We start from the raw sequence: 24145 nt of genomic DNA, 5'->3' as shown, positions 1-24145 counted from the left end.
CAAACCATCAACTCTTAACTAACTAGTGACTAATGACTAGTGACTAGGAACGAACTATGGCAGACTATACCGAAAAAATGGACAAGGCCATCGAGGCCACCGAACGTGAATTTGCGAAGGTCCGCGCCGGCAAGGCGACGCCCGCGATTTTGAACGACGTGCGCGTCGACTACTACGGAACCCCGACCCCGATTTCGCAGGTGGCCAAGGTCTCTGTGCCCGAACCGCGCATGCTTCTCGTGACCCCGTGGGAAAAGACCATGGTGGACCCGATTGACAAGGCTATCCTCGCCGCGAACATCGGCCTTACCCCGATGAAGGACGGCAACTGCATCCGCGTGTCGCTCCCCATCCTCACTACGGAACGTCGCCAGGAACTTGCGAAGATCGTGCGTAAGCATGCCGAAGAAGGCCGCGTGGCAATCCGCAACATCCGCCGCGATGCGAACGACGCCATCAAGAAGAACAAGGACCTGCCCGAAGACGAAGTCAAGAAGCAGCAGGACGAAATCCAGAAGGCGACCGACAAGGCTATCGCGCAGATTGACGCGCTTCTCGCCGAGAAGGAAGCGGACATCCTCAAGGTGTAGTCCGGGGCGGCCGTGGCGAACCAGCTCAGACATGTTGCGATTATCATGGACGGCAATGGGCGTTGGGCCCGTAGCCGCGGGCTAGAACGTTTTCTCGGGCACCGCAAGGGCACGCAGGCCACCATCGACGCGGTGGAAGTCGGCGTGAACCTGAAGCTCGAGCACATGACCCTCTACGTTTTCAGTTCCGAGAACTGGGGCAGGCCCAGCAAGGAAGTGGATTACCTGATGAACCTCCTCATCGAGATGGTGGTGAAGGAAATCCCCGACCTCATGGAGAAGAACGTGAAGCTCAAGGTTATCGGGAACATGGAACGCCTGCCCGAAAAGCCGCGCGCATCGCTCCAGTCCGCCATCGACAAGACGGCGAACAATACCGGCATGCAGCTGAACCTCGCCATATCCTATGGTGGACGCCTGGAAATCGTGGATGCCGCGAAGGCCATCGCCACGCAGGTGCAGGCGGGTACGCTCAAGATCGAGGACATCGACGAGAACGTGTTCGCGAAGAATTTGTATTTGAAGGGCGCTCCCGATCCGGACCTGGTTATCCGTACCGGTGGCGAGTTCAGGCTTTCGAACTACCTGCTCTGGCAGGCCGCCTACAGCGAGTTCTACGTGACGGACACGCTGTGGCCCGACTTTACCAAGGAAGAGTTCCTGAAGGCCGTTGAGTTTTTCAAAACCCGCGAAAGAAGGTTTGGGAAGGTGTTGCATGAGTAACTTGGCTCAGCGTTTGTTGACGGCGTTTATCGCCATTCCTATAGTGTTCGTGTTGCTGTGGTTCTGCGACTACAGCCGTATTGGCCTCATGTGCTTCCTTGCGGGCGTGGGCGCCTGGGAATGGGCGGGCATGGTCTCCAAGATGTACAAGGGTCCCGACATGCGCTACCTCTCGTTTGCGGCAAGCTTTGCCCTCACGCTAGCCTGGGCGCTCGCCTCGGGCGGATTCTTCGGGCTGACCGCCGTGCCTTACGTTGTCGGGATGACGGCGATGATTGTGTTTGGCCTGTATATCGCCATCGCCTACGCGAAGGTCGAAATCGATCACATGTTCCCCTGGATGGTGATGCACCTTGCGGCCCCGCTCTACCTCGGACTTTGGGGTGGTATCAACGTGCAGATGATGGGCAACGGACAGGGTCTCGAACACTGCTATCCGTTTATCCTCGTGATGACCTCCGTGTGGCTGTGCGATACGGTCGCGTATTTCTTCGGAAAGTTTGCGGCAGGCAAGGGACCCTTCGGACGCCATCCGTTCGCTCCGAACATCAGTCCCAAGAAGACTTGGGAAGGCTCCATTGCCGGTTCTGTCGCAACTATCGCGTGGGTCGCCTACTGGGCCAAGTGCAGTTCCGCCCTTGCGGTTTTCGACGTGCGGCTCGACTGGACGCTCGCGGTCGTGCTCGGGCTCCTGATTACTGTCGCGGGCCAGGCGGGTGACTTGCTGATGAGCGCCCTCAAGCGCTGGAGCGGCACCAAGGATTCGGGCAACCTGTTCGTGGGGCACGGCGGCGTGCTCGACCGCTGCGATTCCTTCTACCTCGCGGCCCCGATGCTCGTGCTGCTGATGGATTTCTTCAAGAATATTGCCTAAAAGTCAAGGAAGAAAAATGAAAAAGTTTCTCGTTTTTGCCTTCGCCGCTGCTATGACTCTCGCTGCTTGTGGTGATGATGATTCCAATCCGACTTCCGGGGAAAGCAATCCCGCTACGGATAACGGTGGCAAGAAGGATGACGGCAAACTGGATGCGGGCTGCAACTTCGCAAAAGAAGATAATGTTTGGAAGTACAAGTATTCAACTTGGGAATACATCGACGAATATACCTGGGTTGACGAGACGACGGTGGATTACAAGGCATATATGAAAGCGTACCACATGGAAGACGACGACACGACCTATACGGACGTGAACCGCGACGAGTTCTTCGAAAAGGTTATGGAAGATTGCCTGTTCTACCAGAACATGGACAACTAGCGCTTTATTCCGTGTTCCGCCATGTAGATGGCGAGATAGTCGATAACTCCTGAATCTGCTCCCTTCACGGGAACATACCGCAGGTTGTTCTGCGAGTCGATGATGACTGCGAGACCTGCGATGTAGTTTATCCAGTGATAGTCCTCGTGATACTTGAGGGCGACCTTCCCTCCGGAACCGAACACGGCCAGGGGCATCACGAAAATATCGTGCGATACCATGATGCTCACGCGCTTCCACTTGGGCAAGTTCTTGAGGATGACTTTCTCCATGAATTCCTGGGCGCGGGGCGCAAGTTCGTAGAGTGCGTCGGGGTAGGGTTCTCCGTATGCCCAGTGGGCCATGAGTTCTACGGAACTGCCCTGCATGCCGAGCTTTGAGGCGTATTGAGCGAGCGAGTCCGCAGAAATTTTCAGGAACCAGTTGCCGGTAATGTCGTAGTTCGTGATGAGCTTCGGGAGGTTCGCTTCTCCGCGCCCCTTTGATATGTTGTTCGCAGTCTCGTTCGTGCGCACGAATCCCGAGGTGATGTAACTGAATTCCTCGTCGCTCTTGAGTGTTGCTCCCAAATCCTGTGCCATCTTTACGCCGTTTGCGGTGAGTTCCGTCTCGATGGTCACGGCGTCTTCGCGTTCGGAATGGCGTATGATGAAAACCGCCTTCTCGCTAGGCGCTAGACTCCTGTAGACATCGGCGACCGTCGCGAAGCCGTCCTTGTCGAGCGCGATTTCCGTTACTGCGGGCGCGGAACCGGAGGATTCTGCGGAACTCGAAGATTCCGGAAAGGGTTCCACCGAAGAGGAAGACTCTGCCGGAGAGGCGTGCGGCGGGTCGTATTGCCCGCTGGAAAAGCGAGCCGGAAGGGCCGATGAGGATGTGGTGGCTACAGGCCCTTCCGGTGAATCTTGCGCAGATGACCCCCCAAACAATTTGTCGGAGTCAGAAATGTCAAGGCCGTCTGCGCTCGATTCAATTTCGGTTGGCTGCGTGTCGGTTGACGACGTGCCCGAATCGTTGCAGGCAACGAATGCGCCTGCAGTGAAGATGGCGAGAGTGAAGGCGCGCATCATGAACCCCACTGGTATTCGCCCGCCTCGTACACCGGGTTTTCACCGTTGAAGCCGCGCGGTCGCTTGATCTTGTCGTCGAATACGGTCTTGTTGAAAATGCGGAAGTCCCCGCGTTCGTAGCTCTGGAACGAGATGTGGCAGAATATGGGCCCTGCCGGCATGTACTCGCTGTAGCTCATGGTGCGTTCGCCCGCGGTGTAGAGGTAGTTGAAGTACTTGCCGTTCAGGACGATGTGTAGCCCGATGTTCCCGACGGTGAACCAGCGCCCCTTCGCGAGGATGTTCTCGTGATGCGTGTCGTCGTAGTCCATCACCACGAATTCGGCGTCACCGTTTTTATCGAGATGGAAACGGTACTTGTGGTTGCCCCCGCAGCAACGTCCGTCGAAGAACCAGGTGTATCCGCTCGCGGCGGCGATGCGCGGGTCGCGCACGCTCGTGTCGGGGTGGGCGAGCTGCTCGTCGGTCACGAGGCGCTCGGGTTCCACTGCGGCAATTAGCTGTGCAAGTGTTTTCGGGTTGCTTGCGGATGTGAGCGTGACCTTGTTTTTCGCCTCGCTCATGGAGCGGCGATACAGGCGGTAGGGAATGCCGTCGTCGCTGATCATCGTCATTTCGTCCTGGCTAAAGATGTAGTAGGCGTATGTCTTAGTGCCGCTCCGTGTGACCACGTTAAAGCTACGGTTATTGAGCGTGTACCATTGCCCCGACACGTTCGGGAATCCCGATACTACAGCGTTGCCGTCTTCGGCGATGACTACGGTGTAGTCGTCGCTTATCCATGCCTCATCGGCCGCGGTAATCAGGCGGCAGTCGCGGTTCTTGTCGCCCTGGCAGGCTGCAGCCGAGGGGTTCGCCGCTTCGCAGGGGTTCACCATGCCCGGTGGGAGTTCCGCCGACATGCCGATACGGAAACCCATGTCGGCGGCGCCATCGCGGCTGCGGATGGCGCGACGGCTCACCCGCGCGAATTCCGCCGGTTCGCCGTAACTCCCGCCGCGGCGCGTCTTGTTCCCGCTACCCGTGAGTTGCACCGGATTTACCTTGTCGCCCGCGGTATAGCCCACGAGCCAGTCGTACACCCATTCCCACGAGTTCCCGCTCATGTCGTAGAGCCCGAGCTTGTTCGGTTTCTTGGTTGCCACGTCGTGCGCCTTGCCGCCGCTGTTCTCGGAATACCATGCCACGTCATCGACACTGTTGCTGCCCGAAAACTTGAAGTTGTCTGCAACGCCGTCCTTGCCGCCACGTGCCGCGAATTCCCATTCGGCATCGGTCAGCAGGCGGTACTGGTGGCCCGAAAGTTGCCCGAGTTTGCAGGCGAAACTGTTCGCGTCGAACCAGCTTACGCCGATTTTGGGTGCCTTGTCCGATTCCCAGGTGTTTTTCTTGCCGCCCATCACTGCGTTCCATTGCCCGATGGTGACTTCGGTATTCGCGATGTGGTAGGCGTCTACCGTTACTTTGTGCGCAGGCGTCTCGTAAATCTTGTCCTGCTCGGCGCAGTTGTCGCACCCGCGCGTGTACGTGCCCCCCGCGACATACACCATGCTGAATACCGCGCCGTTTACGGTGTCGGAGAAGGTGGCCGGTGCCACGTAGGAGTATTCCGGACCCGCGCCGGTGCTGCTTGAACTGCCGGGCCCGAAACCGCCCGAACTGCCGGGAACGTTCCCGCTCGAGCCTGCAATGTTCGTGCTCGAACTGGGCGCCGAGCCTGCGCTTGTCGGCTCCGCGCCCGATGAGGCCGCGGGCAATTCTCCCGAAGAAACTGCGGGCATCCCTCCCGAAGACAGTTCGTCTCCCGGATAGTCGCCGGTATTGCCTGCAAATGAATTGGAAGAGAGTTCACCCTCTGGAACAGAAACGCCGTCGGAAGATTCCGAGCAGCTCCAGAACACCCCAGCGGCGATTATCGACGCCGCTAAAACACCCGAAAAGCGCATGCGCATAGCGCACCTCCTTCGAGTCCATAACCATTACCCGCTTTTAAAATAATCTAAAAATGTCGAATGCGTCTGTAAATTTTAGTAGATGTGTGGACAATTGCCGAATTCGCGCGAAAAGCCCGAATATTAATTTCTATTTTTTTGAAAAACAAAAGAGGCATTTTATGAAAAACGTCGTCCTTCTCGGTGCCACAGGCTCCATCGGTACGTCCAGCGTCGATGTCATCCTGCAACATTCCGACATTTTTAACCTGTATGCGGTCGCCGCGAACAGTAGCGTGCAGAAGGTTGCCGAAATCGTGCGCAAGTACAAAGTGGAACGCGTGTGCATGTTCGACCCGAACGCCGCGAAGGAACTCGAAGGGATTCTCGGTATGAAGGTGCTCGCCGGCATGGATGGCCTGTGCGAACTCGCCGCCGACCCGAAGGCCGATATCATCATCAACGCGCTCATGGGTGCGGTGGGCTGCCTCCCGACCATTACCGCCATCGAGCACGGCAAGCACGTGGCCCTCGCGAACAAGGAAACGATGGTCATGGCTGGCCCCGTCATCTGGGACAAGCTTGCGGAAAACCCGAAGTCGTTTATCACTCCCATCGATTCCGAGCATAGCGCCATCTTCCAGTGCCTCGAAGGCGGCAAGCGCGAAAGCGAAGTGGAATTTTTGGAAATCACCGCCTCGGGTGGTCCCTTCCGCGAATGGCCTATCGAGAAGTTCGAAACCATCACGGTGGCCGACGCGCTCAATCACCCCGTGTGGAGCATGGGCAAGAAGATTACCATTGATTCCGCCTCCATGATGAACAAGGGCCTCGAAGTGCTCGAAGCGCACTTCCTGTTCCATATCCCGTACGAACAAATTAAGGTTGTCGTTCACCCGCAGTCCATGGTGCATTCGCTCGTGCAGTTCCGCGACGGCTCCCTGATGGCGCAACTCGGCGCTCCCGACATGCGCATTCCCATCCAGGTGGCGCTCACGTGGCCCGACCGCCTGCGTCTCGAAACAAAGCGCCTCGACCTGCCGACGCTTGCAAAACTCACGTTCTTTGAACCGGATTTCAAGAAGTTCCGTTGCCTTGCCCTCGCGTTCGAGGCGGGCCGCCGTGGCGGTATCGTGCCCTCCATGATGAACGCCGCAAACGAGGTGCTCGTTGACCGCTTCCTCAAGGGGAACCTCAAGTTCACCGATATCCCGAAATACGTGGAAATGGTGATGGAAAAGGCTCCGGACGTGACCGGCCACCTCACGCTTGACCAGGTTCTCGAAGCCGACGCCGAAGCCCGCAGGCTCACCGCTTCGCTGATAAAGTAATTTTACAAAAGCGTGTTATCCTGAATGGCCCTTTTGCCCTGAAAATGGCAAAAGGGTTGTTTTTTTATACAACAAAAGATTGTTCCTTTTTGTGAAAAAGTAAAACACTTGATACAGTTTGGTTTATAATTCTTTAATAGACGGTCCTATACGGGCCGCCTTTCCTTATATTGTGTTCAGGTGTATGACAACTTTTCTTGCGCAAGAGAGGATGTTTTGAAAACGAATAGAATCAAGTTGGTCGTGCTTTCCGCGACCGTTGCCGCCGGTGTTTCGACGGCCTTTGCAGCCAATGCCTACATAAACCAGGTGGGTTACCGCCCTTCCGACCCCAAGCAGTTCTCGCTGGTGGGCGCCTCGGGCAATGTCGAAATCGTGAACGCGTCTGGCCAGACGGCCCTTTCCGTGACTCCGGGGGCAGCATCTTACTGGGATGCGAGCGGGCAGAATGTTCAACTCGTGGATTTCTCTGAACTCAAGACCGCCGGCAAGTACTCCATCAAGGTGGGCGGCCAGGTACTCCGCCAGGATTTGGTGGTCAAGGATAACACGTTCGAGGACGTGCTCAAGGCTGCCGCCAAGTGGTTCTACTACCAGCGCGCATCGATGGCTCTCGAGAGTCAGTATGCAGGCAAGTGGAGCCGTGCCGCGGGGCACACGAATTCTACGGTGGAACTCCATAACTCCGCCGGTTCGGGCTCTATCCAGTCTACCAAGGGCTGGTACGATGCAGGCGACTACGGCCGCTATATCGTGAACTCGGGCATTACCACCTACACGCTTCTCTCGCTTTACGAGCACTTCCCGAATTACTTCAAGAGCCTCAAGTGGAATATCCCTGCAGAGGGCAGCCTCCCGGACCTGCTTGCCGAAATCAAGTGGAACCTGGACTGGATGCTTACCATGCAGGCGAATGACGGCAGTGTGTACCACAAGCTTACGTCTCTCGGGTTCCCGGGCGACGTGATGCCTGCGCAGGACAACCTGAAGCTTTACGTTATCGGCAAGAGCGCCGAGGCCGCTTTTGACTTTGCGGGCGTGATGGCTGTTGCCGCCCGCGTGTACAAACCGTTCGATTCGAACTACGCAAACAAGTGCCTGGAGGCGGCGAAGAAGGCCTATGCCTGGGGCTCGAACAACATAAACGTGCACTTCACGGCAAACCCGTCCGATGTGTCGACCGGTGCCTACGAAGGCAATAACGCGAGCGACGAGAAACTTTTCGCCGGCACGGAACTTGCCATTACGACAAACGACGGGTCGTACAAGCAGTCGGGTACCACGGAGTATATCTCCTACTGGGGCGACATGAAGGGAATTGCCACCTACGGCAAGGCGACTCATGCGTCTGTTTTTAGTGATGCGGGCGAGGCCAAGCAGAAAATCCTTTCGACCGCCGACGGTTTCGTGAACCGCACCAAGTCCGGTTTTGGCGTGGTGATGGCGAAGGACGATTTTGTGTGGGGTTCAAACGCCGTGGCCTCCAATCAGGGGGTATGGCTCTTGCATGCCTACTACCTCACCGGCGACGAGAAGTATTATGCCGCAGCGCTCAAGGTGCTCGATTACCTGCTCGGCAAGAACCCGCTCGACATGTCTTTTGTGACGGGTTATGGCACCAAGTCTCCGATGATGCCGCACCACCGCCCGAGTACTTCGGATAACGTAACTGAGCCTATCCCGGGAATGCTCGTGGGTGGCCCGCAGCCCGGTGGCGAGGATGTCGGCTCCGCTGCAGAATGGAAGTGCGCCGACTACAGGACAGGTCAGGCAGCAACGGCCTATACCGACCAGCGCTGCAGTTATGCAACGAACGAGGTCGCCATCAACTGGAATGCCCCGCTTGCCTACTTGGCGGGCGCTCTCGAGGCGATAAACGCGGGCTTCGCTCCCGACTTTGCCGCTGCAGGAGTCGCGAGGAAAAATGCGACGGCGCAGTCTTCGTCCAGTTCCGCCCCGCAGGGCTCTAGTTCTTCTAGCGCGGTGCCTGCTTCGAGCTCTTCGCAGTGGCAGCCGCCGCAGTCCAGCTCGTCGCAGTGGAACCCGTGGAATCCGGCCAGTTCCAGCGCGACTACCGCAATTCGCGAGGTTGTGCCTGCCGCAATGCAGGGCGATGCAACACCGCGCCTCCGCGTGAAGGATTTCAAGCTTGTCGTCGAGAAAAACGGCAAACGCTATGACCTCCGCGGCAACAGGCTGCGGTAAACCATATTGTCATTGCGAGGGGCATCGCCCCGCGGCAACAGGCTGCACTAAACGTAATGTCATCCCCGACCTGGTCGGGGATCTTTGTTTTTTACTACATTGTCCTGTAATGGAATCCATTTTCTCCAACGTCGTGATGTTCATCCTGGGCCTCCTTGCGCTCAGTTTCCTTGTGACTATTCATGAACTTGGCCACTTCCTGGTTGCCAAGTGGAATAACGTCAAGGTGAACACGTTCAGCGTTGGCTTTGGCAAAAAGCTCATCCGCATCAAAAGGGGCGAGACGGAATACTGCATTTCGGCTATCCCGTTCGGTGGCTACGTGGCCATGGCGGGGGAAAATCCCGACACGCTCGAGGAGGGCGAAGTTCCCGACGAACGCGATTTCGTGGCGAAGTCCGTGGGGGCGCGCGCCGCGATTGCGTTTGCGGGCCCGTTCATCAACATCGTGTTCGCGTTTGCGCTCCTGATGGTCCTCTACATGGTGGGCGTGCAGGAACCTGCGACAAACGAGCTCATCGTGGGCTTTGTCGCGAAGGATTCTCCGGCACTCGCCGCGGGCATACAGCCGGGCGATACCATTACCGAGATGAACGGCAAGCCCACGCAGGGCTGGGACGATTTCCGCGAGCAGATTGGCGTGAGCCTCGGGGCGAACGTCCCCCTCACGGTACATCGCGGTGGCGAACCGCTCGCCATTACTGTCGTTCCCGAAGAACTCGTGATTCCCGCGCAGGATTCTACCGGTTCCGAAATCAAGATGGGCATTGGTGACATCGGCATCTACCCGCGCAACCGCGTCATCGTGCGCCTCCCGCCTGTTGAAGGTTCCGCCGCGGCGAATGCGGGCATTCAGCAGAACGACACGATTTTCGAGATCAACGGCGAGCACATCTCCCGTTACGAGGAGGTGGTGCGCATCATTGACGGGAGCAAGGGTGAAACTGTCAATGTGACCGTCATCCGCGATGGCGACACGCTTACCAAGCCGCTCACTCCTGTGTACAATGAGGAATACAAACGCTACATGGTCGGTATCCAGATGGGCTACGTGCTCTTCCGCGAAACGAAGATTGTGCGCCGCGGCCCTGTCGAGGCGTTTACCAAGACTTGTGCCACCAGCTGGAAAATGACTACGAGCATCTTCCGCTACTTCAAGCGCATGTTCCAGGGGCAGGTGAAGGTCGACGCGTTCTCCGGGCCGGTCTCCATTGTCGCCGTGATGGGCAACGTGTGGATGAGCGGTTTCCAGGAATTCCTGATGCTCCTTGCGCTCATCAGCATTAACCTGGGTGTAATGAACCTGCTCCCGCTGGCGATTACCGATGGCGGCCTGCTCATGTTCCTCGGAATCGAGAAGCTGCGCGGCAAGCCGCTTTCTACCAAGACGCAGACGGTCATTCAAAATGTGGCTGCCGCGTTCTTCATCAGCTTCTTCGTGTTCATCACGATACTTGACTTCGGCAAGCTTTCGCTATTCTTGAAATGACACGAAGTCGTCAGGAGACCGTATGATAGACAATGAAATTGAAAATCGCAGCAAGGTCATCGTGCGCACGAGCATCGTTGGCATCGCTACAAACGTGGTGCTCTCGGCATTCAAGGCCGCCATCGGCTTTATCACGGGTTCCATCGCCGTCACCCTCGACGCGGTGAACAACCTCTCCGACGCGCTCTCCTCGGTAATTACCATCGTGGGCGCAAAACTTGCGAATAAACTTCCCGACAAAAAGCATCCGCTTGGTTACGGACGCATCGAGTACCTGAGCGCCATGATCGTGGCCGCCATCGTGCTGTACGCGGGCGGAACATCCGCCGTAGAATCCGTCAAGAAAATCATCCACCCAGAAGCCGCCGACTATTCTACGGTCTCGCTGGTGATTATCGCCGCCGCCGTGGTGGTAAAGCTCGTGCTCGGCAAGTATGTTAAACGCCAGGGCGAACGCGTGAATTCCGGTGCGCTTGTGGCCTCCGGTGCCGATGCCTTGTTCGACGCCATCTTGTCTGCGTCGGTGCTTGCTTCTGCAATCGTGTTCGTGACGACGGGCGTTTCGCTCGAAGCCTACGTGGGCGTGCTGATTTCGCTGTTCATCATCAAGTCCGGCATCGAGATGCTCAAGGATACGCTGGACGATATTCTCGGCAAGCGCACTGACGGCGACACCGCCAAGGAAATCAAAAAAATCCTCACCTCCGAAAAACCCGTACGCGGCGCCTACGACTTGATTCTGAACGATTACGGCCCGAACAAGTCCATCGGCTCGGTGCACCTGGAACTGCCCGACACCATGACCGTCGAGGAACTGGACGTGCTTACGCGCAAGCTGCAACACCGGGTGTTCAAGGAAACGGGAATCCTGCTCGCGGGCGTGGGAGTTTATTCGTACAACACCAAGAACGACGAAGCCTCCAAAATCCGCAGCGATGTCTTGAAAATCGTGAAGTCCCACGAATGGGCGCTCCAGATGCACGGATTCTACGTGGATGTTGCCGAAAAGTCACTCCGCTTCGATGTGGTCATGAGTTTCGCCGTTGCGCCCGAAGAAGGCGTTGCGACCCTCACCAAGGAAATCGGCGAAGCCTTCCCCGAATACAGCGTGCACATCGCTCCCGACGTGGACCTGAGTTAGTCGGCTAGAACTTCAGCCGTTTGACGTTGTAGAAATATATCCCCGCGATGACTGCAATCGTGATGACCCAGCTGATGGGGTAGACGACCATCAGCGAGGCAAACGAGTTGTACCTGGGGAACACAAAAATCACCCAGAGGATGCGGATGCCGCAAACGCCTGCCATGCAGGTGAGCGCTGGCGGCAGGGACTTGCCCATTCCCGAAAGCGCTCCCGAAAATACGTCCAGAAAAACGTTGATGGCCAAGAGCCCCACCACCACGTACATGCGGATGGATGCGATTTCGATGATTTCGGTATTGGACGTGAATACGCTCAACATGGGCCTTGCGAAAATGCAGCAGAGAGCGCTCAATACGATGGTGGTGGAGCAACCGAGCAGGAGTGTCCAGCGGACCGTGCGGCGGCAGCGTTCCATATTCTTTGCGCCGAAGTTTTGCCCCACGAAGGTCACGCAAGCCTGCGAGAACGAACTCAGCCAGTAATACACCACGAATTCGTAGTTGAGGGCGATGGACGAGGCCGCCACTGTCGCAGAACCGAGGCTGTTGATGGCCGATTGCAGGCACACGTTGCTGAACGAGAATACGACGCCGCGAAGCCCCGTCGGGAGCCCCACGCGCAAGATGCGGCTCAAGAAGAAGGGCGTCACGCGCAACTTCCAGAACTCCAGCTTGAAAGGCCCTACCTCGTGCAGGAGCATGTAGAACAAGGTGATTCCGCTGATGACGTTGGCGATGACCGTCGCAATCGCAACGCCCGATACACCCATGCCAAAGCCCGCTACAAGTATCAAATTCAGCGCCACGTTCACGGCGCCCGCCACCATGAGCACGTAAAGCGGCCGCTTTGTATCGCCCTTGCTGCGCAGGATGGCGGCGATGAAGTTGTAAATCATCACGAAGGGCATGCCGGCAAAGTAGATTTGCAGGTAAAGTACCGCCATGTCCAAAACGTCTTCGGGCGTTGAAATCAGTTCGAGAATCGGCCTTGCAAAAAAGATTCCCACGAACGAAAGGAAAATCCCGCTGAAGAACGCCACCATCACCGACGTGTGGACGCTGCGGGTCACGGAGCGGTAGCTGCGTGCACCGATGGAGTTGGCCACCACCACGTTCGCGCCCACGGAAATCCCGACGAACAGGTTGATGAGCATGTTGATGACGAACGTGTTCGCACCCACGGCCGCGAGGGCCTTGTCGCCCGCGAACTGGCCCACCACGGCGACGTCCGCCAGGTTGAACATCTGCTGGAAAATGCTGCTCAGGGCGATAGGGATGGCAAACCTCAGGATTTTTCTCCCGAGGGGCCCGTTCAACATATCGATGTTCGTCTTTGATGCCGCCATGCAGTACCTTGAAAACGGGCGTAAATTTAGTTTTTTTATTCCTGGAATCGATTGTGAAGGCGCTCGTGAAGGTGCTGGCGTTGAACACTACATTCTCGTGAGCGAATACGGCAAGAACGGTGCCGATGCCGAAATCGTCGTATTCAAGAAACGGTAATGTTTAAGACATTACGCTTCTTTCCCGAGGACGGCGCGGGCGAGCTGGTCGGCGCACGAAGTTGGCTTCCCGCCGCAGGTGTTGCCCAAGAGCTTTGCCGCGATATCTTCGGCGCTCATGCCTTCGCAGAGCTTTGCAATCGCCTTCAGGTTGCCGTTGCATCCGCCCGTAAAGCGGATGTTTCTGATTTTGTCGCCGTCGCGCGTGAACTGGATGGTCGTCGCGCAAACGCCTCTGGTCTTGAAAGTCTCTTCCATAATAAACTCGTTGCAGGTTTGTTTGTTGTCATCCTCGACCGTCAGGGAGGGGATCCATTTTTTGATAAATATAGAATGTCTTGGCGCTGGGCGAGATGGCTTGGCAATCTCTAGCTGTTTTTATAGATTATAGCAACAAAGCATATCGCAGTGGATTAGGTATGAACTTGGAAAAATGTTGGAATAAATTCGGATAGGGACAAATTCAAAGGCTACAGAAATGTTTGGTATTTCTAAAATGAAATGGGTCAGGGAACCCCGGAACTACAGCATCAATCAGGAAAGCGTCGAAATTGTGACCGCCCCGCATACGGACCTTTGGCAAAGGACCTACTATCATTTCAGAAATGATAACGCTCCGGTTCTGCAGATTGAAACAGAAGAAAAGTTCTTTTCCTTTGTCGCCAAAACCGATTTTTCCGAAAGTCATCGTCGCTTCGACCAGTGCGGGGTGGCGCTGTATCTGGATTCGGAAAATTGGCTCAAGGCGTCGGTCGAATATGAGAATGAAAAATTCCAGCACCTGGGTTCCGTCGTGACAAACCGCGGGTATTCAGACTGGGCGACGACCGCGATTCCTGCAGACGTAAAATCCATGTGGTATAGGCTCAGCAGGCGCGAAGATGACTACTGCATAGAATGTTCTCGAGACGGGGTGCAGTTTTCTCAAATGCGGATTTGCCACATGCTCGAAGGAGCCGGAAAAATTCGGTTTGGCATATATGCATGCAGCCCGGAAAATTCCAGCTTCACGGCTCGATTTACGGATATGCAGGTGACGGAATGCGCATGGAAAGCGCACGACGGTCAACAACCGGATGCGTAAACGTAAATCTCCGCTAAATCGGCATCGAGCATCACCTTTACCCCGCGGATGGTATATATTCGCGATCCATAATACCACCTTTTCTGGTGCTGGGAGTTAAACTTTGTACACGGCCTTTTTCTCGGCGACTGTACAGGGCGTTATACAGAGTTTTAAGCCCATAGCCTTCAGCACACGCATGATGGTATCAAATCTCGGATGCGCGTCTTCTCTTAGCGCCTTGTACAAGCTTTCTCGATTCAGGCCCGCTGACTCGGCGATTTTTGCCATTCCGATTGACCGGGCTGCATCTCCAATGGCATGTTGCCAGAGGACGGGGTCATTTTCGGCAAGGGCTTCTTCCAAAAAGAGTTTTACATCTTCTTCTGTTTTAAGAAGGTCTGCGACATCCAAATCAGAAACTTCTGCATCACTTTTTTTCATTGTTCAACTCCTTTGCCTTGTCGATATCCTTTTGTTGCGTCGATTTGTCGCCGCCCGCTAGCAGCAGCACAACAATGTCGTCTTTTTTCGTGTAGTAGATGCGGTATCCTGGCCCATAGTGAATGCGCATCTCGTATATTCCTTCGCCAACAAATTTGAAATCTCCAAAGTTACCTAGTTTAATCTGTTCAATTCTGAGGTTTATTTTCGCACGGGCGCGCGCATCTTTGAGTTTGCCATACCACTTGGAAAAGTATTCCGTTTTCTTGATTTGAAGCATTCGCCCTCCTATAATGTAGCCAATCGGCTACAAATTGTCAATAGGGCAATGTGGGGGATTGCTAAATAAATCTCGGCCCCGGCCGCACTGGCCGCAACATCTTTCTTCATCGTCAACTCCTCTGGCATACAAGCGTCAAAAACGCCAAGGACTACACACTTGTGCACTAAATATAGATTCAAAAATACAGTTTGTCAATAGGCCCTCGCGATTTTTTTGAAGGGGGAAGTCTCCCCCTCGCTTCTGCCCCATGTCATCCCCGCGCAGGCGGGGATCTCCCTGTGGCATACGCTACCCCTTCTAGCGGGGACACCCCGCAACGCCCCGACTGCAAAAAAAACGAGATTTGCCTCAAAAAACTTAGGATTGCCATCTTTTGTCTTCAAAAAAGGGTATATTTCCCTTGTATGTCAATCAAGTTCATTTCGCCTAAAAAGTCCGTCAATTCCGCGTTTCTCAAGCTTCCTGTTCCCGTCGAAAAGATGGAGGATTTCAAGCTTTCGCTCAAGAATCTTTACAGCAAGCGGAATGTAGCACAGGACGAAGAATACCACAAGGGCGAAATCTGGAACTTTTTACGCAAGATTTTTGAACCCGATTATTCGGTGCAGGTCAACCGCCCGATAGACTTGTGCGTTTTTAACGGCAATACGGCAAGTGCAAAGCCTGCGGTGATTATCGAAGCGAAGTCGCCGACGAATGCGGCAGAAATGTTTTCGGCGGAGCATCCGAACGTAAAATCGTTGCAGGAACTCGTCTATTACTTTATGCTGGAATACGTGCATTCGGGCAATCACGAAATCAAGTGGCTCGCCATCACGAATTTTGACGAATGGTATTTTTTCGACGTTAAAGACTTTATCCGCTATTTTGGGAACAAGACGAAACCGATATACGATCAGTTCCTGAAATTCAAGGCGAATCAGATGAGCGGCAACAAGACCTCCGATTTCTACAACGAAATCGCGAAACCCGCCATCGACGATTTCCTCGCCTCCTGCGACATCAACGTCGTGCATTTTAATTTGGAAGATGCTTGCAAAAACGTCATTGCGAGCGAAGCGAAGCAATCTAATGCAGCGTGTCATCCTGAGCGGAGCGTAAGCGGAGTCGAAGGATCTAAAAAACTCCTCCCTCTTTTCAAATTCCTCTCCCCGGAAACCCTCCTCGCGAAGCCTTTCGCAAACGACAGCAACAGTCTCGACCGCAACTTTTATGCGGAACTCTTGCACATCATCGGCCTCGAAGAAGTAAAGGAAGACAAGGGCGGCAAGAAAGTCATTCAACGCAAGAAGCCCGCAAATCGCGACAAGGCAAGCCTCCTCGAAAGTGCCATCTATCAGCTCGAAGACGATTTCCCGAACAAGGAAGAATGCGAGGCGATGGCACTCCGTCTCTGCATCACATGGGTGAACCGCCTGCTGTTCCTGAAACTTGTCGAATCGCAAATCCTCATGTATCAGAAGGGCGATGTATCGTACCGGTTCATGAGTACAGACAAAATAGCGAACTTTGACGAACTGAACATTTTCTTTTTCAAGGTGCTTGGCAAGAAAATCGAGGAGCGCGACGAAGACGTACTCAAACGTTACCCGAATGTCCCTTACCTGAATAGTTCACTGTTTGAACCGACCGAAGACGAAAAGCACCTGAAAATCCGCGGCATTCCCGATGCCCAGATGGAAATTTTCAACAAGACCGTCCTGAAGGACGAACGCGGCAAACGCGCAAAAGGCTCGCTCCCGAATCTGGATTACATCTTCAAGTTCCTCGATGCTTACAATTTCGCTAGCGATGCCCAAGGCGGCGTGACCTCTACGAGCAAGACGCTTATCAATGCGTCGGTTCTCGGACTCATCTTCGAAAAAATCAATGGCTACAAAGACGGCAGTTTCTTTACGCCGGGGTTCATCACCGACTACATGGCCCGCGATGTGCTGGAACGGACGGTGGTGCAGAAATTCAACGAGAAAAAGTCCTGGAAATGCGAAAATTTGGAAGATGTCTCGGACAAGATTGAAGATATTTCAGAAGCGAATGAAATTGTTGATGACATCCGCGTTGCCGATGTCGCCGTGGGCTCTGGGCATTTCTTGGTGTCGGCCCTTAATCGCCTGCTTGCAATCAAATCGGAATTAAACATTTTGTGCGATGCGGACGGCAAACGCATCAAACGCCGCGACCTGATTTTGAAAGTTGATAACGATGAACTTTCTGTTGTTGATGACGAGGGCGAACCGTTTGAATACAAGCCCGGCAATGAAGAAAGCCAGCGGTATCAAGAAGCTTTGTTCAACGAGAAACGCCGCATTATCGAAAATTGCCTTTTCGGCGTTGACCTGAACCCCAACAGCGTGAACATCTGCCGTTTGCGCCTTTGGATTGAACTTTTGAAGAACGCCTACTACACCAAGGAAAGTGGCTACAAACAACTTCAGACCCTCCCGAACATCGACATCAATATCAAAGTCGGTGATTCGCTGCTGAGCAAATACCCTGTGCAGAACGGACGCTTGATTGCGGACTATCTTACTCGTGATGAACGAGCCGACCGCAAACGGGATAGCCTCAAGAATAGCCTTATTGAATACAGACAACTTGTGCAGGAATACAAAACGGGCAAGTCGCAGAGTTCCAAGATGATGCTCCGTCACAAGATTGCATCGCTCAAGAGCCGAATGGTTGAAGACGGGCAGATTGAAATGTTCGACGAATACAAGGGCACCGCGGGCGACACCATCGACTTTTCTAACTCGCTCGAATGGATGTTCGAATTCCCGGAAATCCTCGACGACGAAGGTCGCTTTACAGGTTTTGACGCCATCATTGGAAATCCGCCGTATATTCATTTGGAAGACATGAAGAAAACTTCTGAAATATATGGTTCAATGGGTGGAAAGGCGAGTCCAGTTTATACAACATACAATAAGCGAGGCGATATCTATTGCCTTTTTGTTGAAAGAGCGATGAGTTTGCTTAAAGAGAATGGTTTTGCGTCTTATATTATGCAGAATAAATGGATGCAGGCTAGTTATGGCAAGGAATTACGAGAGTTTTTCCTTAATGTTCGTTTGGAAAAGTTAATTGATTTTGGCGACATTCAGGTATTTGATGACGCTACGACATACCCTTGTATATTTGTTGCTCAAAAGGCTGCCCCTGCTACCGAATTAACGGCATCTACATTAAAGGAATTGGAACGTTCTGATTTTGCAAAATCCATAGATCAATTTGCTGAAAAATTCGCTTTGGAACATTTATCTAGTGATACTTGGACGCTCTCATCGCAATGGGAAAGCGATTTACTACGTCGCCTTGATAATGAAATGATTACTCTGGGCAAATATGTAGGTGGGGAAGCTTATAGAGGTGTTTTGACGGGATTGACGAAGGCTTTCTTAATTGATGAAAATACTAAAAAGAAAATTATTGAAGAAGATAAGAATGCCGAACAGGTAATACATCCTTTTTTACAGGGACGAGATGTAAAAACTTATGAGGTGCCAAGTGTTAATCATTATTTGATTCTTTTCCCTAAAGGTTTTTCTTCTAAGTTTTTTGTAAAAGATGTCATTGCGAGAGAAACGAAGCAATCTAAGTGTAATTTAAATGAAGATGATATGTGGAAACTCCTTGAAAATAGTTTTCCATCTATTACTCGATGGCTTGCTCCATTTGCAGAAGCCGGTAAAAAGAGAGGCGATAAAGGTGATTATTGGTGGGAATTAAGAGCATGTGATTATTACGATGAATTTGCTAAGCCCAAAATCATGTACCAAAAATTCCAAGTAAAGCCTTGCTTTGTTTATGATGATCATGGTTTGTATTGCAATGATTCCATGTGGATAATCCCCACAGAAGACAAGGCTTTGCTTGCTCTGCTAAATTCTAAAATGGCATGGTGGCTAATGAAGAAAAAATGCACCCAAATCCAGAACGGTGTGCAACTCATCTGGCAATACCTCTCCAAAATTCCCGTCCCCCGCGAACTCCCGCAAGAACTCGCCACCCTCGCCGACCAAATCATCACCGCCAAGAAAAATGGCGAAGATACAACAGAATTAGAAACCCAAGTCAACACCCTCGTCTATCAACTCTACGGCATCACCGATACCGAAGAAATTGAAGCCGTGGAGAAGAGGTAAACAGAAGGATTTCTTTATGACAGAAATAATAACGTTTATTATAGGAACGATTGTTGGTCTTGTTGGTGGTATTTTGCCGACAATTCTTTCAAATCGTCGTGAAGAAAAATGTTTAAAAAGAGAAAAACTTGAGGAATTATATAAGGCTATCACGAATTGGTATAATAATGCTAGTTCTGTAGTGATTTATTTGATTCCTGTTTTTGAAAAGGGGTATGATTGGAATACATATTATGATCAGTTCACATCGCATATTGAGAATAAGGGAGAACATATAAGAAGTGAAATAATTATTTCTTTGTATTTTCCTTCAATGCAAGAACCGTATAACATGTTAAAGAAATCTGTTCAGGAATTAAACTCTTTCATTGAGAGAAAAGTGAAGCATGAGTATACGTTAGGTCACGATATCAACCAATATAGGGAACCCTGTGCAAAAAAATTTGATACCTGTAATAGTAATTATGATAAATTAACTTCTCTTCTAAAAAACGAAGCGTCAAAATTAAGATAATATATTTGTTGATTCGGAATATAAAGGATAGTATATGACTGAAATGCAAAACAACATAGCTATGCTAATTGATGTTGACAATGCTCAACTTTCAAAGATTGAAGCGATTGTTCTAGAAGTGTCCAAGTTTGGTAGAATTGTAGTTAAAAGAGCATATGCAAACTGGACAAAAGAAAATTTGAAAAACTGGGACGTTGAACTCAGAAATCAAGCTATCAAGCCTGTTCATCAAGTTGATTATATCAAAGGGAAAAATGCAACTGACATGGCTTTGATTATTGATGCAATGGATTTTCTTTATAATTCCGATTATTATGGTTATGCTATTGTTTCTAGTGATAGTGATTTTACGCCTTTAGCGACGAAATTACGTGAAGCGGGAAAATTTGTCATAGGCATCGGAAGAAAAGATACGTCTAGTGCATTCGTAAAAACTTGCGATACATTTGTTTATCTTGAAGATTTGCAGAATAATGTGAATGATGTGACCTCTATTTCTGAAGAAACTAACTCAGATGAAATAAATGTGAAGAGTGGTAAGAAAAAGAACGAAAAATCTAAAGAACCAGATGTTTTTGCGGAACTAGATGAACTTCTCAAAATTGCAGCAGAAATTGAATCTTATCAAGATGCTGATGGATTTGTGAATATTAGTTCTGCTGGTTCTTACATCAAACGTGTAAAGCCTGATTTTGATATCAAAAAATATGGCTTCGCGAAACTCCCTAAATATCTGGAATCTAAGCCGAAAAAGTTTGAGGTTAAAAGGACGAAGGGTAAAGGAACTACAATGGTATGCTTGTATAAATTGAAACAGAAGTAGCAAGAAATACACGAGCTATTAAAAAAGCGGAGAATTGATGTACAACATGAATCAGAAATTTATATACCCAAGTAGATTGACAATTATTATGCGGACTTTACTTGCGAGGTATTCGTCAAAACCTGAATTATCAGCATTAAAAGAAATTATTGAAAAAGCTAAATCAGAACTTGAACTTAATGTTGATTATGACGATTATGATGGAGGAATATACTATCATAAATTGATATTAACAGTTCCATTTGAAACTTATAAATTAATTGGAATTTCTTCAAAAACAATTGAAAATACTATTCAGCAAGATATAAATGATATCGGTAAAATTTCTGGTGAGGAAATTTGTTGCGTTTCAATACTTGTAAATGAAGCTTCCTTTCCAAATGAAAAGAAAAATGTTGACGAATCAATGTGGGAAGAGGGTTTTCGTGTTTTTATTAGCCATAAGGTTGAAGATAAATCAAAAGCTACGGAATTGAAAAAATCTTTAGCGAAATATGGTATAACAGCATTTGTTGCTCACGAAGATATAGATACTAATAAGGAATGGCTTGCTACCATAGAAAATGCGTTGCTTTCAATGGATGCTTTTGTTGCTTTGATTACAAAAGGATACAATGAAAAATTCTGGACGCAACAAGAGATTGGATTTGCATATTGTATGAATAAACTGAAGGGAACACCTTTTGTTTCTATTAGAATGGGTGATGATCCTAAAGGTTTCTTTGGCCATGTTCAAGCTTATTCTCCGCATACAGACAGTTATGCTGACTCTCTATGTGAGCAATGGATTAATCATCCACGCATGATTGATTCCCTTATTGTTGCATTAAAAAAGAGTGAATGTTTTTCAGATTCAGCTAGATATTTTGAGTTGTTGAAAAGAACTACAAATATCACAGAACTTCAAATAAAAAATTTAATTGCCGTATATAATAAAAATGAATCAGTATATAGATGCTTTAAAATGAATGGGCAGGCGGGATCCGTATTAGATTTTATCAATGGCAAAACTAGTGAAAAGTATGAAATAAAATGGATTGGCAATGGTAAAAATCAGATAGTTGCGAAAACTTAAAAGGGGGAAATAAGAATATGTATGTAGAATTATCTAGTCGAAAAACTACTTTTACGCGAATGGCTGTATTAATACAGGCTCCGCTAAATGGGAAAGATTACTTAGATGGAGTAAGAAAAGATATTGCTTGTTGGAAGCGACATTTGATGTCATTGGAGGGCGGGGCATGGCATTCAAGTGAGATTTATGAATTGAAACACCCTTCGAAAGAAAACTTAATACAAGTTATGACTCTTGCAAGAGATTGTGATTTTGCGATAGTTGCTTTTTCGGGACACGGTTTTATAAAAAAGGATAAGTTGGGATTTCCAAAAACATGGGTCTATATTAATGAATCTGAGGATCAAAATGAGTGTGTTGTACCAGAAATGCTTCTAAATCCAGGTACGCCTCGTTGTTTAATATCATTGGATTGTTGTCGTCAATATGAAAAGAAATCCACTATTGTTGAGTCAATGGCTTCTTTTTCAAAAATCTCCGAAAGTATGGAAAAATATTATCGGAAACTCTATGAAAGTAAAATTGTGAAATGCGAAAAAGGATGTTGTAAATTGTATGGAGTAAGTATAAATGAAGAAGCTTCTGATGAAGAATCTTTTACTCAGGTATTGATGGCTGTGGCTGATTTGTATAAAGAAAAAAGAGAATCCGCCTCGATTAAAGAATGCATGATCGAAACAAAAAAATATTTTGAGGAAAATAATCCTCAGCAAAATCCTTCATACAATGGCGGTCGCCGTCTTAATCATTTTCCCTTTGTAATAGGAGAATAAACGATGTGTTTTTTTAAGAAAAAAAAGGAAGTCCAAGAATATCGCAAAAAAAGAATTCAGGAGGCTCAAGAACACTGGAAAAAAAACGGAGATAGTATCAATCCAGAAGAAATCATATTTGAAAAGTATCCTGATGAAGGATCTGAAGACAAAGATGAACAGATTGTATTTATAGATATAGAATATGATTTAGACTGGATTACAAAATATAATTTAGATGAAGAAAAAAGCAAGCTGGTCGATAAAGTGATGATGTTGACGGCTCTTCCTTATAAAAATTTATCTTTAGTGAAACAAAAATACTTTTTACGTTATCTTGGTCAAGGCATCGTTGCAGCATTTACTGGAAATGATGAGAATGTACACACATGTGTTCAACAAGCCAATGCTTTTCATAAAAAGGCAACCTTGGAGTGGAACCGTTTAATAGTTTTAATTACAGCATTGTTATTCTTCATTTATGGGATAATTGCTGCTATTTGTATATATCAGGAAGATATAAGGAATACGGTCTTGTTGGAATGTATTCTTTGGGGATTTATTGGATCTTTTTTGTCGATCTTATACAAGAATAGCTCAAAAAATGAAAATGCATCGTCATGTAATATTTTGCTTATTTTAGAAACAATTGCTAGAATGATTGCGGGATGTCTGTTTGGATGTTTTTCTTTCTATTTATTTAATAGTAATTTCCTCAAATTAAACGACATTTTCGTATCAACATCCTATAATTATATAGTATTGGCCTTTATTGCTGGATTTTCAGAAACTCTGATTCCTAGTGTTGTTTCGAAATATGAAAATAAGTTTGATAAAAATGAGGAAAAGTAATATGTTGAGAAAAGTGATTTTAATAGAGGGCTCGAATGTTAAAGATGAGGAAGAACTTCCTGGTGCAAAGGTAGATATCAAAAATTGGCTTTATTTTCTTTGTTCTTCTTGCGGGGGAGCTTTTGGTGCTAATGAGATTGTTGTTTTGCAGAATCCAACTCCTGATAGAGTTATTTCTGAAATGAAACATAATGAAACGATTTATATGATGGTTGTATTTTCTGGACATGGATTTCATTCTACGGAAGAAGATGAGGATTTTATATGCCTCAATCCTGATTCACAAGGCAATTCTTTTTTGAGCCTTTCTGATATTCAAGCGGTAATGCAAAAACAGGCAAAAAGAGGATTGCTGATTATGGATGCTTGTAGAGGCCTGCTTACGGGTGCTAGTGGAAAATGGATTGTCTCAGAACAAATGCAACCAGCATTGGAAAATGCTTCTCAGCGAACATTTGCAATGATAACAAGAGAAGTTAGAATGCCAACAACGGAATCTGTCCGTCGATTAGTCCGTGAAAAAAGAAGTAATATTGAAGCCTTGCATCCATATTGGCGAAGTTTTTATTTAAAAGAACGTAATATGGAGCTTTGTCAAAAAATTTTTCGTCGCAGAATATACATGAGGTTGTGGTGGAAATCATTTAGAGTCTTAAATTCTGGTTTTGTTACAATGAAAGCATGTGCTATTACGGAAAGTGCCCATGAATATGAATTTGAACAAGATGGTAGGCTGGGGGGACACTTTACGACAGCGTTACTTGATGCCGCTAGTTTGTGGAAAATGAAGCAGAACTCGTCATTTAGGGTGTATTCAACGATAAAGGCATTTGAAGATGCGAGAAGGTTGATTCCGAATTCTCGGTAACGTATATTTTCTTTCGCAAATTCCGCTAAGGGGGTAAAAAAATAGGATGTTCCAATTTTTAGATTTGAAATAACCACAAATCAAACACA

General features: G+C 49.5%; 23 protein-coding genes. 17 read left to right on the top strand and 6 right to left on the bottom strand.

All coding sequences use genetic code 11. From position 1 onward, the window contains the following. Positions 1–56: 56 nt before the first annotated feature. The 4 genes from frr to BUB22_RS12145 are packed head-to-tail and all read left to right on the top strand — an operon-like array spanning position 57 to position 2569. Positions 57–590, top strand: a complete 534-nt coding sequence (gene frr / locus BUB22_RS12160; protein WP_072807914.1) for a ribosome recycling factor — start codon at positions 57–59, stop codon at positions 588–590. Positions 591–602: 12 nt separating this feature from the next. Then, positions 603–1313 carry an isoprenyl transferase gene (locus BUB22_RS12155; protein WP_072807916.1) on the top strand — a complete coding sequence of 237 codons (711 nt, stop codon included), beginning with the start codon at positions 603–605 and terminating at the stop codon, positions 1311–1313. Continuing rightward, entirely contained in the window at positions 1306–2187 is an 882-nt protein-coding gene (locus BUB22_RS12150; protein WP_072807918.1) for a phosphatidate cytidylyltransferase, read from the top strand. The genes BUB22_RS12155 and BUB22_RS12150 overlap by 8 nt, the downstream gene beginning before the upstream one ends. Before the next feature lie 16 nt (positions 2188–2203). Continuing rightward, entirely contained in the window at positions 2204–2569 is a 366-nt protein-coding gene (locus BUB22_RS12145) for a hypothetical protein (protein WP_073115384.1), read from the top strand. On the opposite strand, the gene BUB22_RS12140 is transcribed toward BUB22_RS12145, so the two are convergent. Next, complete coding sequence (locus BUB22_RS12140; protein WP_139258986.1) at positions 2566–3639, bottom strand: histidine phosphatase family protein; 1074 nt, start codon at positions 3637–3639, stop codon at positions 2566–2568. The genes BUB22_RS12145 and BUB22_RS12140 overlap by 4 nt on opposite strands. Next, positions 3636–5591, bottom strand: a complete 1956-nt coding sequence (locus BUB22_RS12135; protein WP_073115379.1) for a formylglycine-generating enzyme family protein — start codon at positions 5589–5591, stop codon at positions 3636–3638. Before BUB22_RS12135 ends, BUB22_RS12140 begins: the two co-directional genes overlap by 4 nt. Before the next feature lie 161 nt (positions 5592–5752). Between BUB22_RS12135 and dxr the strand changes: the two genes are divergently transcribed. The 4 genes from dxr to BUB22_RS12115 all read left to right on the top strand — a co-directional run bounded on the left by dxr (position 5753) and on the right by BUB22_RS12115 (position 11736). After that, complete coding sequence (dxr, locus tag BUB22_RS12130; RefSeq protein ID WP_073115377.1) at positions 5753–6901, top strand: 1-deoxy-D-xylulose-5-phosphate reductoisomerase; 1149 nt, start codon at positions 5753–5755, stop codon at positions 6899–6901. A 216-nt stretch (positions 6902–7117) separates the two neighbouring features. Then, positions 7118–9106 carry a glycoside hydrolase family 9 protein gene (locus BUB22_RS12125; protein ID WP_073115375.1) on the top strand — a complete coding sequence of 663 codons (1989 nt, stop codon included), beginning with the start codon at positions 7118–7120 and terminating at the stop codon, positions 9104–9106. Between the two features lie 109 nt (positions 9107–9215). Then, entirely contained in the window at positions 9216–10595 is a 1380-nt protein-coding gene (gene rseP, locus BUB22_RS12120) for an RIP metalloprotease RseP (protein ID WP_073115373.1), read from the top strand. A gap of 22 nt (positions 10596–10617) precedes the next feature. Then, on the top strand, positions 10618–11736 hold the full coding sequence (locus BUB22_RS12115) for a cation diffusion facilitator family transporter (RefSeq protein WP_073115372.1): 1119 nt from the start codon (positions 10618–10620) through the stop codon (positions 11734–11736). A 4-nt stretch (positions 11737–11740) separates the two neighbouring features. Here the strand turns inward: BUB22_RS12115 and BUB22_RS12110 are convergent, their stop codons facing one another. Beyond that, positions 11741–13084 carry an MATE family efflux transporter gene (locus BUB22_RS12110; protein WP_073115369.1) on the bottom strand — a complete coding sequence of 448 codons (1344 nt, stop codon included), beginning with the start codon at positions 13082–13084 and terminating at the stop codon, positions 11741–11743. On the opposite strand from BUB22_RS12110, the gene BUB22_RS16770 reads away from it, so the two are divergent. Next, the gene (locus BUB22_RS16770) at positions 13083–13241 is read left to right on the top strand and encodes a hypothetical protein (protein WP_175547290.1); all 159 of its coding nucleotides are present in this window, start codon (positions 13083–13085) and stop codon (positions 13239–13241) included. The genes BUB22_RS12110 and BUB22_RS16770 overlap by 2 nt on opposite strands. Positions 13242–13252: 11 nt before the next feature. On the opposite strand, the gene BUB22_RS12105 is transcribed toward BUB22_RS16770, so the two are convergent. Continuing rightward, positions 13253–13498, bottom strand: coding sequence for a TIGR03905 family TSCPD domain-containing protein (locus tag BUB22_RS12105; RefSeq protein WP_072799897.1), 246 nt, complete (start codon positions 13496–13498; stop codon positions 13253–13255). Between the two features lie 238 nt (positions 13499–13736). Between BUB22_RS12105 and BUB22_RS12100 the strand changes: the two genes are divergently transcribed. Continuing rightward, positions 13737–14324, top strand: a complete 588-nt coding sequence (locus BUB22_RS12100) for a DUF1349 domain-containing protein (protein WP_254794745.1) — start codon at positions 13737–13739, stop codon at positions 14322–14324. A 96-nt stretch (positions 14325–14420) separates the two neighbouring features. On the opposite strand, the gene BUB22_RS12095 is transcribed toward BUB22_RS12100, so the two are convergent. After that, on the bottom strand, positions 14421–14747 hold the full coding sequence (locus BUB22_RS12095) for an addiction module antidote protein (protein ID WP_073115364.1): 327 nt from the start codon (positions 14745–14747) through the stop codon (positions 14421–14423). Next, entirely contained in the window at positions 14734–15027 is a 294-nt protein-coding gene (locus tag BUB22_RS12090; protein WP_073115362.1) for a type II toxin-antitoxin system RelE/ParE family toxin, read from the bottom strand. Before BUB22_RS12090 ends, BUB22_RS12095 begins: the two co-directional genes overlap by 14 nt. 407 nt (positions 15028–15434) lie before the next feature. Here BUB22_RS12090 and BUB22_RS12085 point away from each other — a divergent pair, with 407 nt between their 5' ends. The 7 genes from BUB22_RS12085 to BUB22_RS12055 are packed head-to-tail and all read left to right on the top strand — an operon-like array spanning position 15435 to position 24056. Then, positions 15435–19172: a type IIG restriction enzyme/methyltransferase gene (locus tag BUB22_RS12085; RefSeq protein WP_073115359.1), complete on the top strand. Its 3738-nt coding sequence runs from the start codon at positions 15435–15437 to the stop codon at positions 19170–19172. Between the two features lie 16 nt (positions 19173–19188). Then, on the top strand, positions 19189–19686 hold the full coding sequence (locus tag BUB22_RS12080) for a hypothetical protein (protein ID WP_139258985.1): 498 nt from the start codon (positions 19189–19191) through the stop codon (positions 19684–19686). 34 nt (positions 19687–19720) lie between these two features. Further along, positions 19721–20509: an NYN domain-containing protein gene (locus BUB22_RS12075; RefSeq protein ID WP_073115347.1), complete on the top strand. Its 789-nt coding sequence runs from the start codon at positions 19721–19723 to the stop codon at positions 20507–20509. A gap of 46 nt (positions 20510–20555) precedes the next feature. Then, on the top strand, positions 20556–21584 hold the full coding sequence (locus BUB22_RS12070) for a toll/interleukin-1 receptor domain-containing protein (protein WP_175547291.1): 1029 nt from the start codon (positions 20556–20558) through the stop codon (positions 21582–21584). Between the two features lie 59 nt (positions 21585–21643). Beyond that, entirely contained in the window at positions 21644–22357 is a 714-nt protein-coding gene (locus BUB22_RS12065) for a caspase family protein (protein ID WP_073115342.1), read from the top strand. Positions 22358–22360: 3 nt separating this feature from the next. After that, entirely contained in the window at positions 22361–23188 is an 828-nt protein-coding gene (locus BUB22_RS12060) for a hypothetical protein (RefSeq protein ID WP_073115338.1), read from the top strand. A gap of 1 nt (position 23189) precedes the next feature. After that, positions 23190–24056 (top strand): caspase family protein, encoded by an 867-nt coding sequence (locus BUB22_RS12055; protein WP_073115335.1) that lies wholly within the window; start codon positions 23190–23192, stop codon positions 24054–24056. The last annotated feature ends 89 nt before the right edge of the window (positions 24057–24145 follow it).

Source organism: Fibrobacter sp. UWCM (genome assembly GCF_900129735.1).
Lineage (GTDB): Bacteria > Fibrobacterota > Fibrobacteria > Fibrobacterales > Fibrobacteraceae > Fibrobacter.
Note: the sequence above shows the minus strand (reverse complement) of the source record. Positions and strands in the feature narration are given on the sequence as shown.

Coding starts and splice junctions, on each gene's coding strand:
- BUB22_RS12095 (WP_073115364.1), bottom strand. CDS start 14,747: ATGAAAAAAAGTGATGCAGAAGTTTCTGATTTGGATGTCGCAGACCTT.
- BUB22_RS12080 (WP_139258985.1), top strand. CDS start 19,189: ATGACAGAAATAATAACGTTTATTATAGGAACGATTGTTGGTCTTGTT.
- BUB22_RS12115 (WP_073115372.1), top strand. CDS start 10,618: ATGATAGACAATGAAATTGAAAATCGCAGCAAGGTCATCGTGCGCACG.
- BUB22_RS12085 (WP_073115359.1), top strand. CDS start 15,435: ATGTCAATCAAGTTCATTTCGCCTAAAAAGTCCGTCAATTCCGCGTTT.
- BUB22_RS12065 (WP_073115342.1), top strand. CDS start 21,644: ATGGCTGTATTAATACAGGCTCCGCTAAATGGGAAAGATTACTTAGAT.
- rseP (WP_073115373.1), top strand. CDS start 9,216: ATGGAATCCATTTTCTCCAACGTCGTGATGTTCATCCTGGGCCTCCTT.
- BUB22_RS12150 (WP_072807918.1), top strand. CDS start 1,306: ATGAGTAACTTGGCTCAGCGTTTGTTGACGGCGTTTATCGCCATTCCT.
- BUB22_RS12140 (WP_139258986.1), bottom strand. CDS start 3,639: ATGATGCGCGCCTTCACTCTCGCCATCTTCACTGCAGGCGCATTCGTT.
- BUB22_RS12105 (WP_072799897.1), bottom strand. CDS start 13,498: ATGGAAGAGACTTTCAAGACCAGAGGCGTTTGCGCGACGACCATCCAG.
- BUB22_RS12110 (WP_073115369.1), bottom strand. CDS start 13,084: ATGGCGGCATCAAAGACGAACATCGATATGTTGAACGGGCCCCTCGGG.
- BUB22_RS12075 (WP_073115347.1), top strand. CDS start 19,721: ATGACTGAAATGCAAAACAACATAGCTATGCTAATTGATGTTGACAAT.
- BUB22_RS12100 (WP_254794745.1), top strand. CDS start 13,737: ATGAAATGGGTCAGGGAACCCCGGAACTACAGCATCAATCAGGAAAGC.
- BUB22_RS12070 (WP_175547291.1), top strand. CDS start 20,556: ATGAATCAGAAATTTATATACCCAAGTAGATTGACAATTATTATGCGG.
- BUB22_RS16770 (WP_175547290.1), top strand. CDS start 13,083: ATGCAGTACCTTGAAAACGGGCGTAAATTTAGTTTTTTTATTCCTGGA.
- dxr (WP_073115377.1), top strand. CDS start 5,753: ATGAAAAACGTCGTCCTTCTCGGTGCCACAGGCTCCATCGGTACGTCC.
- frr (WP_072807914.1), top strand. CDS start 57: ATGGCAGACTATACCGAAAAAATGGACAAGGCCATCGAGGCCACCGAA.
- BUB22_RS12055 (WP_073115335.1), top strand. CDS start 23,190: ATGTTGAGAAAAGTGATTTTAATAGAGGGCTCGAATGTTAAAGATGAG.
- BUB22_RS12090 (WP_073115362.1), bottom strand. CDS start 15,027: ATGCTTCAAATCAAGAAAACGGAATACTTTTCCAAGTGGTATGGCAAA.
- BUB22_RS12145 (WP_073115384.1), top strand. CDS start 2,204: ATGAAAAAGTTTCTCGTTTTTGCCTTCGCCGCTGCTATGACTCTCGCT.
- BUB22_RS12060 (WP_073115338.1), top strand. CDS start 22,361: ATGTGTTTTTTTAAGAAAAAAAAGGAAGTCCAAGAATATCGCAAAAAA.
- BUB22_RS12135 (WP_073115379.1), bottom strand. CDS start 5,591: ATGCGCATGCGCTTTTCGGGTGTTTTAGCGGCGTCGATAATCGCCGCT.